This window comes from Rhodopseudomonas palustris, from assembly GCF_013415845.1.
In the GTDB taxonomy this organism is placed as follows: Bacteria; Pseudomonadota; Alphaproteobacteria; order Rhizobiales; family Xanthobacteraceae; genus Rhodopseudomonas; species Rhodopseudomonas palustris_F.
Window position 1 is genome coordinate 1,894,951 of record NZ_CP058907.1, and the last position, 16,871, is coordinate 1,911,821.

General features: G+C 65.7%; 14 protein-coding genes. 7 read left to right on the forward strand and 7 right to left on the reverse strand.

Annotation, left to right across the window (positions count from 1 at the left end; translation table 11 throughout):
- Positions 1 to 130: 130 nt before the first annotated feature.
- The gene (locus HZF03_RS08720) at positions 131 to 1,021 is read right to left on the reverse strand and encodes a LysR family transcriptional regulator (RefSeq protein WP_119018357.1); all 891 of its coding nucleotides are present in this window, start codon (positions 1,019 to 1,021) and stop codon (positions 131 to 133) included.
- Positions 1,018 to 2,082, reverse strand: coding sequence for a YeiH family protein (locus HZF03_RS08725; RefSeq protein WP_119018358.1), 1,065 nt, complete (start codon positions 2,080 to 2,082; stop codon positions 1,018 to 1,020). The genes HZF03_RS08720 and HZF03_RS08725 overlap by 4 nt, the downstream gene beginning before the upstream one ends.
- 278 nt (positions 2,083 to 2,360) lie before the next feature.
- Here HZF03_RS08725 and HZF03_RS08730 point away from each other — a divergent pair, with 278 nt between their 5' ends.
- From HZF03_RS08730 to HZF03_RS08745, 4 genes are all read left to right on the forward strand, one after another.
- Entirely contained in the window at positions 2,361 to 3,143 is a 783-nt protein-coding gene (locus HZF03_RS08730; protein ID WP_119018359.1) for a hypothetical protein, read from the forward strand.
- A gap of 100 nt (positions 3,144 to 3,243) precedes the next feature.
- Positions 3,244 to 6,054: a phosphoenolpyruvate carboxylase gene (ppc, locus tag HZF03_RS08735; protein WP_119018434.1), complete on the forward strand. Its 2,811-nt coding sequence runs from the start codon at positions 3,244 to 3,246 to the stop codon at positions 6,052 to 6,054.
- A 137-nt stretch (positions 6,055 to 6,191) separates the two neighbouring features.
- Positions 6,192 to 6,521, forward strand: coding sequence for a DMT family transporter (locus tag HZF03_RS08740; RefSeq protein WP_011157279.1), 330 nt, complete (start codon positions 6,192 to 6,194; stop codon positions 6,519 to 6,521).
- Positions 6,522 to 6,929: 408 nt separating this feature from the next.
- Positions 6,930 to 8,255, forward strand: a complete 1,326-nt coding sequence (locus HZF03_RS08745; RefSeq protein ID WP_119018435.1) for an OmpA family protein — start codon at positions 6,930 to 6,932, stop codon at positions 8,253 to 8,255.
- Between the two features lie 160 nt (positions 8,256 to 8,415).
- Here HZF03_RS08745 and HZF03_RS08750 read toward each other — a convergent pair whose 3' ends face one another.
- From HZF03_RS08750 to HZF03_RS08760, 3 genes are all read right to left on the reverse strand, one after another.
- Positions 8,416 to 9,330, reverse strand: coding sequence for an SDR family NAD(P)-dependent oxidoreductase (locus HZF03_RS08750; protein WP_011157281.1), 915 nt, complete (start codon positions 9,328 to 9,330; stop codon positions 8,416 to 8,418).
- 286 nt (positions 9,331 to 9,616) lie between these two features.
- Entirely contained in the window at positions 9,617 to 10,756 is a 1,140-nt protein-coding gene (locus tag HZF03_RS08755; RefSeq protein WP_119018360.1) for a thiolase C-terminal domain-containing protein, read from the reverse strand.
- 5 nt (positions 10,757 to 10,761) lie between these two features.
- Positions 10,762 to 11,175, reverse strand: a complete 414-nt coding sequence (locus HZF03_RS08760) for a Zn-ribbon domain-containing OB-fold protein (RefSeq protein ID WP_011157283.1) — start codon at positions 11,173 to 11,175, stop codon at positions 10,762 to 10,764.
- A 295-nt stretch (positions 11,176 to 11,470) separates the two neighbouring features.
- Here HZF03_RS08760 and HZF03_RS08765 point away from each other — a divergent pair, with 295 nt between their 5' ends.
- Positions 11,471 to 12,820, forward strand: coding sequence for an amidase (locus HZF03_RS08765; RefSeq protein ID WP_119018436.1), 1,350 nt, complete (start codon positions 11,471 to 11,473; stop codon positions 12,818 to 12,820).
- On the forward strand, positions 12,813 to 13,499 hold the full coding sequence (locus tag HZF03_RS08770; protein ID WP_119018361.1) for a DUF2848 domain-containing protein: 687 nt from the start codon (positions 12,813 to 12,815) through the stop codon (positions 13,497 to 13,499). Before HZF03_RS08765 ends, HZF03_RS08770 begins: the two co-directional genes overlap by 8 nt.
- Positions 13,500 to 13,673: 174 nt before the next feature.
- Here the strand turns inward: HZF03_RS08770 and HZF03_RS08775 are convergent, their stop codons facing one another.
- Positions 13,674 to 14,123, reverse strand: coding sequence for a PaaI family thioesterase (locus tag HZF03_RS08775; RefSeq protein WP_119018362.1), 450 nt, complete (start codon positions 14,121 to 14,123; stop codon positions 13,674 to 13,676).
- Positions 14,124 to 14,461: 338 nt separating this feature from the next.
- Positions 14,462 to 15,634, reverse strand: coding sequence for a 4-hydroxybenzoate 3-monooxygenase (gene pobA, locus HZF03_RS08780; protein ID WP_119018363.1), 1,173 nt, complete (start codon positions 15,632 to 15,634; stop codon positions 14,462 to 14,464).
- A gap of 168 nt (positions 15,635 to 15,802) precedes the next feature.
- On the opposite strand from pobA, the gene HZF03_RS08785 reads away from it, so the two are divergent.
- Positions 15,803 to 16,813: a TRAP transporter substrate-binding protein gene (locus tag HZF03_RS08785; RefSeq protein WP_119018364.1), complete on the forward strand. Its 1,011-nt coding sequence runs from the start codon at positions 15,803 to 15,805 to the stop codon at positions 16,811 to 16,813.
- Positions 16,814 to 16,871: the final 58 nt, after the last annotated feature.

A 16,871-nucleotide genomic window follows, 5' to 3' on the forward strand; every position in this document is an offset into this window, starting at 1 on the left:
GCTGGGCTTTCGCGACGCCGCAACGACGCGGGGCAAATGCGCTGAGTTTTCTTTGGATACTTTATAATTGGAAGTTCCTGTGCGGGGAACCGGGAATTAGTAGTCGCGATGTTGGTATCCACGTCCGCGATTAGCTCGCAGATGTTGCCGACAATTCAGCAAGTAGTGCTTTCTCAGCCTGACTGTTGCTGTGTTCCTTGTGTCGCAAAAGATGAAATGCGCGACGCGGCAGATCGAATCGAAGACTATACAACGTGCCGGCGGCGAGTGACGGCGCGGCGACGAGCCCGGAGATCGCGGTGGCGCAGTCGGAGCTTTCGACCGCAGCCCGGATTGCTTCGTTGGACGGCAATTCGAGGCGCACCTCGAGATCAGACAGCGCAAGTCCGCTGCGCTGCAGCGCAGCTTCGAACATCGCGCGCGTGCCGGAGCCGCGTTCGCGCAGCACCCAGCCGGTGGTGGTGAGCTTGGCGGAGGTCAGGCGTTGCAGTGAGCGCCAGGGATGGTCGCGGCCGACCACGATCACCAGATCGTCGCCGCCGATCGGCGTGGCGCTGAGCAGTGGGTCGTCGACGTCGCCTTCGATGAGGCCGAGATCGGCGCGACCTTCGCGCACGATCGCGGCGACCTGCTCGGTGTTGGTGATCGTCAGTTGCAGCGCAATGCCGGGATAACGTTGCCGGAATCGCAGCAGCCGCTGCGGCAGCCAGTAATTGCCCGCGGTCTGGCTGGCAGCGACGCTGAGCGAACCGCGTTTCAGGCCGGCGATGTCGTCGAGCGCCTGTGCGGCGGCGCGGGCACGGGCGAGCACCGCGCGGGCCTCGCCGAGGAAGTCGCGCCCGGCCTGGGTGAGCACGATGCCGCGCCCGACGCGGTCGAATAGCTTCACGCCGTGACGCGCTTCCAGCGCGGCGATCGCCGCGCTGGTGGCCGATTGGGTGAGGTTCAGTCCGCTCGCGGCGCGGGTCATGTGCTGCTGTTCGGCGACCGCGATGAAGATGCGGAGCTGCTCGAGTGTCATCCATGCCATCCTGTGAGTTTGATCAGCGCCAGCGAGAAGCCGGCAATGAACAGCGACGCGGTGAGGCCGAGCAAAGCGGGGCGCAGGCCGCGCGCGGCGAGTTTGCGCAGGTCGGTCTCCAGTCCCATCGCCGCCAGCGCCATTGAGAGCAGGAAGGCGGTGATCGCTACGATCCAGCTCTTCGCCTCGTGCGGGATCGCGACGAACTCGTTGACGCCGATCATAGCCACGAAGCCCAGCACGAACCACGGCATCGGCGGTGTCGCAGTGTGGTCGCCGGCGGGCTGATGCTTGGCGCGGACGCGTGCCAGCATGCCGAGCCCAATCACCAGCGGCGCCAGCATCATCACCCGGGACAGCTTGGCGATCGTGCCGAATTCGCCGGCGCGCTGTCCGCCCTGGAAGCTCACCGCCACGGCCTGCGCGATCTCGTGGATCGAGGCGCCGGTCCACAGCCCGAAACCGTGGGCGTCGAGATTGAGTACGTTCTGCAACAGCGGATAGCTGACCATCGCCAGTGAACCGAACACGGTGACGCAGGCCACGCCATAGGCGACGTCTTCGTCGTCGGCGCGGGTCACGGTGTTGGTGGCGATGATCGCGGACGCGCCGCAGATCGAGGTGCCGGCGGCGATCAGCTCGGCGAGCTTGCGGTCGACGCCGAGCACGCGCCCGAACCACACCGTGAAGCAGAAGGTGGCGAGCAGCGTCGCGGCGATGATCGCCAGCCCTTCGCCGCCGACCTCGATCAGTTGCGCGGTGGTGAGCTGCAGGCCGAGCAGGATGATGGCGAAGCGCAGCACTCGCCGGAGGCTGAACTTGACGCCCGGTACCGCCCAGGACGGCGTGCCGATCGCATTGTGGGCGACGATGCCGATCAGGATCGCAAGCAGCATAGGGCTGATCCCGGGCATGCCCGGAATGGCGCGCAGGCCGACCGCGGCGGCTGCGATCGCGGCGGTCACCAGCACCCCGGGTGCGATGGCCGCAAGGTGGTGCGCGAGATGGGCGGCGCGTGGGTGGCGGGGCGGGTAGAGTTTGGCATTTGTGATCAGGCTCATGGATCGGCTCCTTGTTGGCCAATCCATCGCGTTTCCGTATTGATCAATCAAACGGATTATTATTTTCAAATCAATCGATGAAGACGATTGATTGATGCGTGTCCCGTTGGCGGCAGGTTCCTTCTTTCTGGAACTGCCGCGGCGCCGGATCGTTGCCGACCGTGACGCGTGCTGAACGGGGTTGGCAGCTTGCTTACCAAAGCGCGAGATGCACGCCAGGACGTCACAGCGCGTGCGCGGGTTCCGTGCTACACAGGAGCACGCTGGAGGGATCGACCATGACCAACCTGCAATCCGATGCACCGCGCACGAAATGGCACTCCGGGATCGGCGGTTTCTTCGTCGGGGAGTGGCCCTATCTGCTGATGTTGCTGCTGGCGCTGTTCGGCGTCGCTTACACCAGCTTCTCCGAGACCAGCATCTATTGGGTGATCCTGGCGCCGTTCATCGGCCTCGTTTGCGTGGTGTCGCGCTGGCGCGAGGCGCGCGCGGTCGATCAGCACGTCTATTTGGTGGTGTCGCAGGCGTTGCATTGGGGCGCGGTGCTGCTGTGCATGCAGCTGATGTCGCTGCAGGTGACCCGGCAGCTCAGCGGGCTCGCTGCCGCGCTCGGGGTGCTGACGTTGCTGGCGCTCGGCACCTTCACCGCCGGCCTGCACATCCGCGCCTGGAAGATCGCGCTGGTCGGCGTGATCCTCGGCATCAGCGTGCCGGCGATTGCCTTCCTGCAGCAATCGGCGCTGTTGATTCTGCTGGTGATCGGCCTGATCGTCGCGATCGTGGTGCCGTTCATCTGGGCCAGGCGTCGTCCCGAGACGACACCTGAGCCGCTGTTCCAGCCGCCGTTTGCCCGCGCCGCCGCGCCGCCGGCCGCGACCGCTGCGCACCCGGTGCCGCAGCCGTCACTGTATGAAACGCCGGTGACCGCGCCGATGCCGGTCGCTCCGCCACCGGCACCGACTCCCACAGCTGCCGAACCGACATCACCGCCGCCGGGTGCGCCCCCTACGGACGACGAATCGCGGCCGGACAACGTCCGCAACATCTCGGGGTCGCGCTAACTGTCCTCTGGCGGCCACGCCGGGCGTCCGCTGCTATTCTTGATCTTGCGTGCGGTGCACAAAATACTCCAGGATGCCGGTGGTGTCCTGGAGTGCTGTCATGTCGTCGCTGAATCTGTCCGCCGGCCCCGAGCCGGTCTCCGAACGTCCTGACGACGCGGCCGCGATCGAAGCCGAGACCCGGCTGCGCAACGACATCCGGCTGCTCGGCCGCATTCTCGGCGATACCGTGCGCGAGCAGGAAGGCCAGAGCGTGTTCGATCTGGTCGAGAACATCCGCCAGACCTCGATCCGCTTCCATCGCGATGACGACAAGACCGCGCGCGCTGAACTCGCCGCCATTCTCGACGGCATGTCGATCCAGGACACGATGCGGATCGTTCGCGCCTTCAGCTATTTCTCGCACCTCGCCAACATCGCCGAGGACCAGAACAACATCCGCCAGATGCGCGCCGGCTCGACCGCCGGCTCGGCGCCGCGCGCCGGCCTGCTCGCCAAGACTCTGGCGCACGCGCGGCAGGAGGGCATCAGCGCCGCGGAGCTGCGCAAGTTCTTTGCGACCGCGCTAGTCAGCCCGGTGCTGACCGCGCATCCGACTGAGGTGCGCCGCAAGAGCACGATGGACCGGGAGATGCAGATCGCGGGATTGCTCGATCAGCGCGACCGCGTTCAGCTCACCGCCGACGAATGGGACGACAACGAGGAGCGGCTGCGCCGCGCCGTCGAGACGCTATGGAAGACCAACCTGCTGCGCCGGACCAAGCTGACGGTTCTGGACGAAGTCACCAACGGGCTGTCGTTCTACGACTACACCTTCCTGCGCGAAGTGCCACGGCTGCACAGCGCGCTGGAGGACCGGCTCGCCGATGCGGCGAAAGCCGAAGGCGCCAACGCCGAGGGCGAACTCGCCAGCTTCCTGCGGATGGGAAGCTGGATCGGCGGTGACCGCGATGGCAATCCGTTCGTCACCGCCGAGGTGCTGCACGGCACCTTGAAGCTGCAGAGCACGCGGGTGCTGCGCTATTATCTCGAGGAGCTGCACGAGCTCGGCTCGGAATTGTCACTGGCCTCGCATCTCGCCGGCACCACCGACACCGTCAAGGCGCTGGCTGAAACTTCGCCCGACACCTCGCCGCATCGCAAATACGAGCCGTATCGTCTCGCGGTGTCCGGCATCTATGCGCGGCTGGCTGCCACGGCGCTCAAGCTCGAGGTCGAGAACCTCCGCGCACCGGTCGGCGAGGCCGAGCCCTATGCCAGCGCGCAAGACTTCAAGGCCGATCTCGACGCCATCCATCTTTCCCTGACCACGCATCATTCCGGCGTGATCGCACGCGGTCGGCTGCGCCAGCTCCGTCGCGCCATCGACTGTTTCGGATTCCACCTCGCCAGCCTCGACATGCGGCAGAACTCGGCGGTGCATGAGCGCACCGTCGGCGAGCTGATGGACGCGGCCCGCCCCGGTACGTCCTACGCGGTGCTCGACGAGGAAGCGCGGATCGCGCTGCTGATCAGCGAGTTGCGCAGTACCCGGCCGCTGACCTCGATGTTCGTCAAATACAGCGACGAGACGGTCGGCGAACTCGCGGTGTTCCGCGAAGCCGCCAAGGCCCACGCGACCTACGGGGCGGCGGCGATCCCGCAATGCATCATCTCGATGACAAAGGGCGTTTCCGACCTCTTGGAGGTCGCGGTGCTGCTCAAGGAAGTCGGGCTGATCGATCCGTCCGGGCGCAGCGCCATCAACGTCGTGCCGCTGTTCGAGACCATCGAGGATCTGCAGGCCTGCGCCAAGATCATGGACCGGCTGCTGTCGATCCCCGAATATCGCCGCTTGGTCGACAGCCGCGGCTCGGTGCAGGAGGTGATGCTCGGCTACTCCGATAGCAACAAGGACGGCGGCTTCGTTACTTCCGGGTGGGAGCTCTACAAGGCCGAGATCGGCCTGATCGAGATCTTCGAGCACCACGGCGTGCGGCTGCGGCTGTTCCACGGCCGTGGCGGCTCGGTCGGCCGCGGCGGCGGCCCGAGCTACGATGCGATCGTGGCGCAGCCGGGTGGTGCGGTGAACGGCCAGATCCGCATCACCGAGCAGGGAGAGATCATCACCAGTAAATATTCCAACGTCGAAGTCGGCCGCAACAATCTCGAGATACTCGCTGCCGCGACGCTGGAGGCCAGCCTGCTGCAACCGAAGCGGGTGGCACCGCATCGCGATTATCTCGAAGCGATGGAGCAGCTCTCGGCATTGGCCTTCAAGGCGTATCGCGGCCTGGTGTACGAGACCGACGGCTTCGTCGATTACTTCTGGGCCTCGACGGTGATCAACGAGATTTCGACGCTGAACATCGGCAGCCGCCCGGCCTCGCGCAAGAAGACCCGCGCGATCGAGGACCTGCGTGCGATCCCATGGGTGTTCTCGTGGGCGCAGTGCCGGCTTATGCTGCCGGGCTGGTATGGCTTCGGCAGCGCGGTTTCGGCCTGGGTCACAGAGCACCCCGACAAGGGCATCGCCTTTCTGCAGGCGATGTATCAGGAGTGGCCGTTCTTCCGTACGCTCTTGTCGAATATGGACATGGTGCTGTCGAAGAGTTCGATCGGCATCGCCTCGCGCTATGCGGAGCTGGTCGAAGACACCGCGATCCGCGACCGCATCTTCGGCCGCATCCGCGCCGAATGGCATTCGTCGATCGACTATCTCCTGGCGATCATGCAGCAGGACCATTTGCTGCAGAGCAACCCATTGCTCGAACGCTCGATCCGCCACCGCTTCCCGTATCTCGATCCGCTGAACCACGTCCAGGTCCAGCTGCTGCGCGAACATCGTACCCACGATCCGGACGAACAGGTGCTGCGCGGCGTGCAACTGACGATCAACGGGATTTCCGCGGGGCTGCGGAATAGCGGGTGAGGGCGGCCCATAGCTGGGATTGGTCTATGCTCATTCAGCTGGTGGAAAGGCGCGCCCTTTAGATTGGCAGCGATGCTGAAGCCTGGGCGTTACCCAGCCCAGGTAGCCAGCGGCCGGCATCCACCGAGGACGTCCCCATGAAGTGGCTCTATCTTCTGATTGCGATCGTCGCTGAGGTCGTCGGTACGTCGGCGCTGAAGGCGTCGCAGGGGTTTACGGTGCTGCTGCCGTCGGTGCTTGTTGTCGTCGGCTACGGCGCGGCGTTCTATTTCCTGTCGCTGACGCTGAGCAGTATCTCGGTTGGCATCGCCTATGCGCTGTGGTCCGGGATCGGGATCGTGCTGATCTCGGCGGTCGGCTGGCTGTGGTTCGGCCAGGCCTTGGACACGGCGGCGATAATTGGCATTGCGTTCATCATCGCCGGCGTTGGCATCATCAATTTTTTCTCGAACGTGTCTGCGCATTAGAGCTGTGCTTCGCTGGCGCGAGCGAACTGAGATCCGCGCGGATAATTTCGGCACTGCGAACGGCAGTGAGGCTTCGCGCTAAGCCGAGTCGATCCTCCGATTTTGCATCCCGATACCGCGAACGCAGTACCCCGCTACAGTCCGGTAGAGGGGTAGTTAGTTGTGTGCTGAAAATGACGGCTTGCCTGCTTAGTTAGTAAGCACGGTGCGTGGCAGGTCAAACTTTCGTCAGGATGGTGGCCGGCGCACCGATGGCGCTAACTGAGCGGCGACCGACCCTGCCGATCGATCAGGCGATCATGGCGGCGGTTCGACAATGCGAACGCGCGTTCGCTGTGCCATGCCGGCTTGGCTTCGCTGATGAATGCCCCGGCGCGCGGCCCGATCGCGGCGGAGAAGGGGCGTCCGATGCTGTATCTCGTCACTCATTATTGGATCTGGCTGGCGGCGGCGTTCGTCGTCGGCGCCGTCACGCCGCTGCTCGCGGACAAATTCGGTTGGGCGGCCGACCTCGAGAACTACTGGGTGAGCCGGGTCGGCGTGGTGCTGGCGGTCGCGCTGGTGCTGGTGCTGGCGCAGCTCGCGTCCGGCAAGGCCGAGCTGCTGCTGGAGGCCGGCATCGGTCTGGTGATCGCATACGTCGCTGGCGGGCTGGCCGGCGGCATCGCGCCGGGCCTGCTGCCTGTGCGGTTTGAAGGTTGGTGGGTCGGCCTGTTCGCGACCGGCCTGATCCTCGCGGTGTTCGGCATCACCACGCTGCCGAAGCTGGAGCCGGACCTGCGCGAGCGTGTCGCCGATGTGGTGAAGGAAGCCGGCGCCGATCCCTTGAACTTTGACGTCGCCGGGCGCGACGTCCTGCTGCCGGCCGACCTCGGTAGCGACAAGGTGCGGGCCTCACTTGGCGAGCAGATCCTGAAGGTGCCGGGCGTGCGCCGCGTCGCCGATGTCGACGAACTGAGTGGTTCAGCGCTGGCCGCGAAGACCGTGGCGAAGCTGCAGGCCGAAGCAGAGGCAAAGGCGAAGGCGGAAACGGCCGCGAAGGAAGCCGCCGCCAAGGAGGCTGCTGCCAAGGCCGCCAAGGACGCGGCGCAGAAGCACGCGGCCGCCAAGGCCAAGGCGGACTCCGAGGCAAAGGAAGCCGCCGCGAAGGCCGCCGCTGAAGCTGCGGCCAAGGAAGCGGCTGCGAAGGAAGCTGCCGCCAAGGAAGCTGCGGCTAAGGCCACGGCGGAAGCGGCCGCCAAGCAGGCTGCCGCCGATGAGGCGGCGAAGAAGGCGGCCGATGAAGCCGCCAAGCAGGCGGCTGCTAAGCCCGCCGCCGCGCCTGCGGAGATCAAGACCGCGAACGCCACCGGCGCGCTGCCGTCAAGCCCGGCGCAGGATTGCCAGGGGCGGGTGTCGGCTCTGGCTGCGGCCGAGAAGATCAACTTCGAGCGCCGTAGTGCGGCAATCGACAAGGCGTCGCAGCCGCTGCTGGACAAGCTCGCCGCGGCGATCAAACAGTGCCCGGCGGTGACCATCGAGGTTGCCGGCTACACCGATGGCGCTGGCAAGAAATCCGCCAACGTCGCGCTGTCGAAGCGCCGCGCCGAAGCGGTGGTGGCGAGCCTGACCAAGGTCGGGATCGGCTCGGTCAAGCTGGTGGCGGAGGGCTACGGTTCGGCCAAGCCGATCGCCGCCAACGACACCGCCGAAGGCCGCGCGCAGAACCGGCGGATCGAATTCGTGGTGAAGTAACTCCCCCTCCAAGGTGCTTCACCCGACGGAAAAGCCCGCCGCGAGGCGGGCTTTTCTGTGCGTGGATTCTTGGTCGAGTCATTCCGGGTTCGCGCCTGGCGGCGCGCCCCGGAATGACGTGCTGGTGTTTAACCGATCGTCGTCGTGGAGCTGACCGAGTTTACACCGGATCCCAGTTGAAGATGTCGGCGGAGCGGTCGAGCTTGTAGAACGAGCCCTTCAGCGCCGGCATGCCGTGCTCGGCGAGGCTTTCGCAGGTCCAACCGCCGTCGCGATGCACCGAGCGGATCGGGCGCGACTGGCCCATCAGGAAGATCTCGTTCATCCGCACCGCGAATATCTGGCCGCTGACGTCCTTGGCGGCGTCGCCGAGCAGATACACCGACAGCGGCGCGATCTTCTCCGGGCCCATCTGCTGCATCCGCGCAACGCGGGCCTTCTCGGCTTCGGTCTCGGTCGGGATGGTGCCGATCAGGCGGCTCCAGGCGAACGGCGACACGCAGTTGGAGCGGACGTTGAAGCGCTGCATGTCGAGCGCGATCGACTTCGACAGGCCGACAATGCCGAGCTTGGCGGCCGCATAGTTGGCCTGGCCGAAATTGCCGATCAGGCCTGAGGTCGAGGTGAAGTGCACGAACGAGCCGCTCTCCTGCTCGCGGAACAGCCGCGCCGCGGCGTGGCTCACGTAGAATGTGCCCATCAGGTGCACCTTGATCACCTGCTCGAACGCGTCGATGCTCATGCGGTGGAAGATCGCGTCGCGCAGGATGCCGGCGTTGTTCACGACGCCGTCGAGCTTGCCATAGGTGTCGACTGCCTGCTTGACGATCTTGCTGGCAGGAATTGCCTCGGCGACGCTCTCGAAATTCGCGACCGCGATGCCGCCTTCCTTCTTGATCTCCTCGACGACCTGCTCGGCCGGGGCGGCGTCGGTACCCGAGCCGTCGGAAGCGACGCCCGGATCGTTGACGACCACCTTGGCGCCTTCGCGCGCCGCGAGCAGTGCGATCTCGCGGCCGATGCCGCGCCCCGCGCCGGTGACGATGATGACTTTGCCGTCCAGTGCCTTGGCCATGTGATGTCCTTTTTGTTTGTTGTTGGTTGTGATCTACCAGTCATTCCGGGGCGCGCGGAGCGCGAACCCGGAATCTCGCGGTGTTCTGCTGAGCGAGACTCCGGGTTCGCGAGCTGGCGCTCGCGCCCCGGAATGACGCTCGTTGTTTTGCCGTCATGCGCGGACTTGACTCGCCTGGGGGCCGAAGCCCCTTCGGCGCGGCGTAGGCGCGCGCATCCATCTTTTCGAGGGATGGATCGCCGGGTCGAGCCCGGCGATGACGTGGTGTACTGCGGCTTGCGCCGAACTACTTCTCGTTGGTGAAGATGATCGTGCCGCTTGCTGCGAACATGCCGCCGACGCCGTGGCAGACCGAGATCTTCGCGTTCGGCACCTGTGCGGGCGCGATGCCCCGCATCTGCCGGACGCTTTCCTGCAACGCGTACATGCCATACATGCCCGAGTGCATGTAGGATAGGCCGCCGCCGTTGGTGTTGAGCGGCAGCTTGCCGCCGGGGCGGGTGTTGCCGTCGGCGATGAACTTTCCGGTTTCCTCATAGGGCATGAAGCCGAGGTCGCCGAGGCCGAACAGCGGCAGGTGCGCAAAGGCGTCGTAGATCATCAGATGATCGACGTCGCTGTGGCTGATACCCGCTTCGCGGAACGCGGTCGGGCCCGCCACCTTGAAGGCACGCGAGGAGTTGAACGTCTCCATCTGGCTGACCATCGGCGTTTCCACGCTCTCGCCGGTGCCGAGCACATAGACCGGTTTGTGCGGGAAGTCCTTGGCGCGATCGGCAGAGGTCATGATCAGCGCGCCGCCGCCGTCGGTGACGAGGCAGCACTGCAGCAGCCGGAACGGGTAGGCGATCATCCGCGAGTTCAGCACGTCGGCGACGGTGATCGGGTCCTTCATCATCGCGCGCGGATTCTTCGCGGCCCATTCGCGCTGCACCACGGCCACCGAGGCGATCTGCTCGTGGGTGATGCCGTGGGTCTTCATGAAGCGCAGCACCGGAATCGGAAACTGGCTCGGCGGCCCGTAGATGCCGTAGGGTGCTTCGAACTGGCCCTGCAGGCTGTCGGCGGGGATCGAGCGCGGCAGCTTGCCGATCATCGACTTGCCGCTCTCGGCGTGGGTGATCAGCACGGTCTTGCACAGCCCGGCCTCGATCGCCGCGGCGGCGTGGCGGACGTGCAGCATGAACGAGCAGCCGCCGACCGAGGTGCCGTCGACCCAGGTCGGGGTGATGCCGAGATAGTGGGCGATCTGCTGCGGCGTTTCCACAGCGGTGGCGATGCCGTCGATGTCCGAGAGCCTCAGCCCGGCGTCGGCGATCGCGTTGAGCGCGGCGTCAGCGTGGAGCTGGATCTGCGACATATCGGGGATGACGCCGAGCTTGGTGGTTTCGGCGGCGCCGACGATAGCAACCTGATTGCGACGCATGGTGCTTACCCCTTCGCCGGACGGAATTGCGGAAGGGTGAGGTTGTCGTCGATCTTCTGGAAGGTGACTTCCAGCTTCATATCGAGCTCGAGCGCCTCGGGCGTCTGCGGGCACTCCAGAATGTTGCTCATCATCCGCGGGCCCTCTTCGAGCTCGACCACCGCGATCGCGTAGGGCTCGGTGAAGCCGGCCGCCAACGGCCGATGATTGATCACGTAGGAATACAGGGTGCCCTTGCCGGAGGCCTTGAACACGCTGACCTCGCGCGAGCCGCATTTCGGGCAGAACGGGCGGGGTGGGAAGTACGCGTGGGCGCAGGAATCGCAGCGCTGAAGCCGCAGTTCGCCTTGCTTGGCGCCGTCCCAGTAGTGCTGGGTCTCCGGAGTGATCTTGGGACGTGCGCGTGCGGGTTCAGCCATGTCTTAGTTTTCTCCCTGAGCTGGCTCGTGGGCCCATCGGTTGTGCGGTCTTGATGCGATATCGGCCCGCCAGCGTCAACACGCGCAGGGCGCGGAGCCATGTGCAGGAATTGTATTCCGCAAAGCGGACAATCGCGGAGTGCGAGCGTTGCACTGAGCGCGGGGCCGGAGCGGCCGTGGCGGCGGATGGCAAACCGTCACTTTCCGCGCTACTGAATAAGCCGATGATGTTTCACGTGCGATCGAGGCGCGCCGCCGCGTGCGTGAAGATCGGCTTCCCATCGGAATGGACAGCATGACCCGACATCCCACACTCGCCGCTCTCGCGGCCGATCTCGAAGCCGGCCGCACCACCGCCCGCAAGCTGGTGGAAGACTGTCTGGCGCGGATCGCCGATCCGGCCGGCGAGGGCGCGCGCGCCTTCATCCACGTCGATCGCGACGCGGCACTGCAGGCGGCGGACGCGATGGACAAGCTCCGCGCCGCCAAGGCGGCGCCGTCGCCGTTCGCCGGCATTCCGATCTCGATCAAGGATCTGTTCGACATCAAGGGCCAGGTGACCCGCGCCGGCTCGCGCGCGCTCGACGACAATCCGCCCGCCGACAGCGATGCGCCCGCGGTGGCACGGCTGCGGCGCGCCGGGTTCGTGGTGATCGGCCGCACCAACATGACCGAGTTCGCGTATTCGGGAATCGGCATCAACCCGCATTACGGCACGCCGAAAGCCGCCTATCGCCGAAACGTCGGCTACGTGCCGGGCGGCTCGTCGTCAGGCGCCGCGGTCTCGGTCGCCGACGGCATGGCGCATGCCGGACTCGGCACCGACACTGGCGGCTCGTGCCGGATTCCTGCGGCGTTCAACGGCATCGTCGGCTACAAGCCATCGCAATATCGGGTGCCGCGCGACGGCGCGGTGCCGCTTTCGTTTTCGCTCGACAGCATTGGCCCGCTGGCGCGCAGCGTTGAATGCTGCGCCACGCTCGATGCGATTCTCGCCGACCAGCCGGTGGGACCGCTGATCGCGCGCCCGCTGAAGGGCATGCGGGTCGCGGTGCCGACCACGGTTGCGCTCGACGATCTCGATGCCGCCGTCACGGCCGCGTTCGAACGCGCGCTGAAGACGCTGGCGAGCCACGGCGCGATCATCGAGAAGATCGAAGTGCCGGAGTTCGCCGAGGTTGGTCCGCTTGGCGCCAAGGGCGGTTTTGCCGCTGCCGAGAGCTACGCCTGGCACCGCTACCTGATCGTGGCGCAGGGCGACGTCTACGATCCGCGGGTGCGCGAGCGCATCCTGCGTGGCGAGACCCAGAGCGCCGCCGACTACGTCGATCTGGTGAATGCGCGCAAATCGCTGATCGCGCGTGCCTCGGCGCGGCTTGCGCCGTACGATGCGGTGGCGGTGCCGACCACTGCGATCGCGGCGCCGACCATTGCGGAGCTGGCCGACGACAAGGCGTTCACCAAGGCCAATCTGCTGACGCTGCGGAATTGCACCCTGATCAACATGATCGACGGTTGCGCGATCTCGCTGCCGTGCCACCAGGACGGTGAGCCGCCGATCGGGCTGATGCTGGCGGGTGTCAACGGCACCGACCGCGAAATCTTCGAAGTTGCGGCCGGCATGGAGGCGGTGATCCGTGGTTGATCTCGCCTTCGCACTCGACGCCGCCGGCAGCCGCACCCAGCTGACGCTGCCGATCACCACTGCGGTGATCGCCGGCTGGACCGGGCGCGATCCGGTGGCGCGCGATCACCACATCGCTGAACTCGAAGCGATCGGCATCGCGCGGCCGGCGTCGACGCCGATCTATTACCGCGTCGCCGCGGCGCGGCTCGCCACCGCGCCGGCGATCGAAGTGTCGGGCGGGGATTCGTCGGGTGAGGTCGAGTTCGTGCTGATCGGGCATCAGGGCCGCATCCTGGTCGGCGTCGGCTCCGATCACACCGACCGCAAGGTCGAGGCCTATGGCGTCACGGTGTCGAAGCAGATGTGCGACAAGCCGGTGGCGCCGGAGCTGTGGGAGTTTGGCGACGTCGAGCCGCATTGGGACCGTATCATGCTGCGCTCGTTCGCGACCATCGGCGGGACGCGCGTGCTGTACCAGGAGGGCACGCTCGATGCGATGCTGCCGGCGCGCGAGCTGATCGCCCGCGGCTTTGGCGGCGGCGCCCTGCCGGACGGCACCGCGCTGTTCGGCGGCACCTTCGCCGCCAAGGGCGGCATCCGCCCCGCGTCGCGGTTCGAATTCGAGATCGACGATCCCGTGCTCGGCCGTATCATCCGCCATGGCTATGACGTGTTGGAGCTGCCAATTCTGGGGTGAACAAGGCGCAAGCGCGCCATCACCACCGCTCGTCATTCCGGGGCACGCGCGAAGCGCGTGAACCCGGAATGACGAGGTTGTGACGCAAGCTGACGCCGCAGAACAGCTCGGGGTTCCGGGTTCGCGCTCCGCGCGCCCCGGAACGACGGTGCTAGACGGCCATGAGCCGCTAACTCACTCCTTCGCCTTCACCACGCTGAACGTACCGTTGGCGCGGGCGCAGCGAGTACCGTCGGCGGTGACAAAGCACTGCGCGACGCACAGCTTGGCGCCAAGCTTGATCACCTCCGGCTCGATCTGCAGCCATTGGCCGATCTTGGCCGGACCGATGAAGTCGATGGCCAGTGACGACGTCAGCAGCCGCCCACCGCCGCCGAGCTTGAGGCCGCAGCTGTAGCCCATCGCGTTGTCGGCCAGCGCGGTGATCAGCCCGCCATGAGCGAGGCCACGCGAATTGGTGTGGCACTCGCGAATCCACAAGCCGAGCATCACCGCGTCCGCGGTGGTCTTGGCGTAGAGCGGCTCCCACGGCGCGGTGAGGGGGCTCGAACGGGCGTGGCGCACGAAACCGTCAGGAATGCCGTCGGTCGCGGCGGTGTGGTTCGGATCGGGATCGGTCGTCATGCGCGTCGTCGCTCGCCTCGCTGCACTGACAACCTTTAGACCGCACCGCAGCATCGCCGGCAACGCCGACAAAGTTTGAAGCGCGGTTTGAGACGGTGTTTGAAACGGCCAGCAGGGGGCGCTCTGATTGCACGGCTGCATTCGATATCCTGGCGTTCGTCATTCCGGGGCACGCGCGTCAGCGCGTGAGCCCGGAATCCATAACCACAGCCGTGATTAGAGCTTGTGGAGGTTCGATCGTCCCAGAACACAAGCGCAGGGCTTATGGATTCCGGGCTCGCGCTCCGCGCGCCCCGGAATGACAATGGCTAAGCCGCGAATGGCGACTCTGCGTCGTCTTAATACGGCAGGCCGACGTAGTTCTCCGCCAGCGAGGTGATCGCGGCCTTGGAGTTGACCAGGTAGTCGAGTTCGGCGGTCTGGATGCGCTGGGAGAAGGCGTCGCTGTCGGGGAAGCGGTGGAGCTGCGAGGTCATCCACCAGGAGAACCGCTCGGCCTTCCACACCCGGCGAAGCGCATTGGCTGAATAGGCATCGATGCCGGCCTTCGACTTCTCCGCGTAGTATTCGCGCATGGCGCGCGACAGGTAGTACACGTCGCTGGCGGCGAGGTTCAGGCCCTTGGCGCCAGTCGGCGGCACGATGTGGGCGGCGTCGCCGGCGAGGAACAGCCGGCCGAACCGCATAGGCTCGGCAACGAACGAGCGCAGCGGCGCGATGCTCTTTTCGATCGATGGGCCGGTGACCAGCTTTCCGGCGGTTTCCGGATCGAGCCGGCTCTTCAGCTCGTCCCAGAACCGGTCGTCGCTCCAGTCGGCGACGTCGTCGGTGAGCGGACACTGCACGTAATAGCGGCTGCGGTGCATCGAGCGCATCGAGCACAGCGCGAAGCCGCGATCATGGTTGACGTAGATCAGCTCCGGTGACACTGGCGGGGTGTCGGAGAGCAATCCGAGCCAGCCGAACGGATACACCCGCTCGAACGACTGCACCGCACTTGCCGGCATGCTCTGCCGGCTGATGCCGTGGAAGCCGTCGCAGCCGGCGATGAAATCGCACACGATCTCGCGCGTGGTGCCGTCCTTGACGTAGCGCACCTTGGGATGGGCGCCTTCGAAGTCGTGCAGGCTGACGTCGGCGGCGTCGTAGATCGTGGTGAGACCGGCGGCGCTACGCGCTTCCATCAGGTCGCGGGTGACCTCGGTCTGGCCATACACGGTGACGCTCTTGCCGCTGGTCGCGCCCCTCAGATCGATGTGGTGCCGCTGACCGGCGAACGCGATCTCGAAGCCGCCGTGCACCAGCGCTTCCTGGTGCAACCGGGTGGAGACGCCGGCTTCGTCGAGCAGGTCGACCATGCCCTGTTCGAGCACGCCGGCGCGAATCCGCGACAGCACGTAGTCCGGATCCTTGCGTTCCACGATGACGGCGTCGATGCCGTATTTGTGCAGCAGCTGGCCGAGCAGCAGTCCGGACGGACCCGCGCCGATGATGGCCACTTGTGTCCGCATGGTCGTTCCCCCGATGATGTCGTGGCCTCGTTACGGGACCGTCAACAAGCCGTCTAGCCGCCGTCCGGTGTCTAGCAGCTATTACGCGGCCGTCACTTGCAATGATGGTTATAACCTATAACAATGCGGCCCAAAGGCCGATTGAAGCCGACCAAGGGAGAGAGCTTGATGAGGAAGACTCTGCTCGCGCTGCTGCTTGCCGCCAGCGTGACGCCCGCGCTCGCGCAGGACAAGACCGTCAACTGGAAAGTCTCGCTGTGGGTGCCGCCGGCGCATCCGCTGGTGCCGGCGACCAAGGCGTGGGCCGAGGACATCCAGAAGGCTTCCGGCGGCAGCATCCGGATAACAGTTTTCCCCTCCGAGCAGCTCGGTAAGGCGTTCGACCATTACGACATGGCGCGCGACGGCATTGCCGATGTCACCTACGTCAATCCCGGCTATCAGCCCGGCCGCTTCCCGATCGTCTCCGCCGGCCAGCTTCCGTTCGTGTTCAAGGACGGCAAGAAGGGCACGCTGGCGCTGAACGAGTGGTACCACAAATACGCCCCGACCGAAATGAAGGACACCAAGCTGTGCTTCGCCTTCATCCATGATCCCGGCGCGCTGCACGGCAAGAAGAAGGTGCTGCTGCCGTCCGACATGAGCGGCCTGAAAGTGCGGCCGGCGCAATCGACCATCGGCGAAATGGTGAAGTTGTTCGGCGGTACCAATGTGCAGGCTTCGGCGCCGGAATCGCGCGACGCGCTGGAGCGCGGCGTTGCTGACGAGATCACCTTCCCCTGGGGCTCGGTGTTCCTGTTCGGCATCGACAAAGTGGTCAAGTATCACATGGACGTGCCGCTCTACACCACGGTGTTCACCTACAACATCGGGCTGAAGGCCTATAATGCGCTGTCGGACGCGCAGAAGAAGATCATCGACGATCACTGCACGCCGGAATGGGCCTCCAAGGTCACCGACCCTTGGACCGACTTCGAAGCCAATGGCCGCGTCAAGATGAAGGCGTTGCAGGACCACGAGGTCTATCCGCTGACCGATGCGCAGCTCGCCGAATGGAAGAAGGCGACCAAGCCGCTGCGCGACAGCTGGGCCGAGCAGGTCAAGAAATCCGGCGGCGATCCCGCCGCGGTCGAGGCCGATCTGCAAAATGCGCTGAAGAAGTACGACGCGGGGCTGTGAGCTTCTCCGCGGTCATTCCGGGATGCGCGCATCGCGCGCAGACCCGGAATCTTTGACC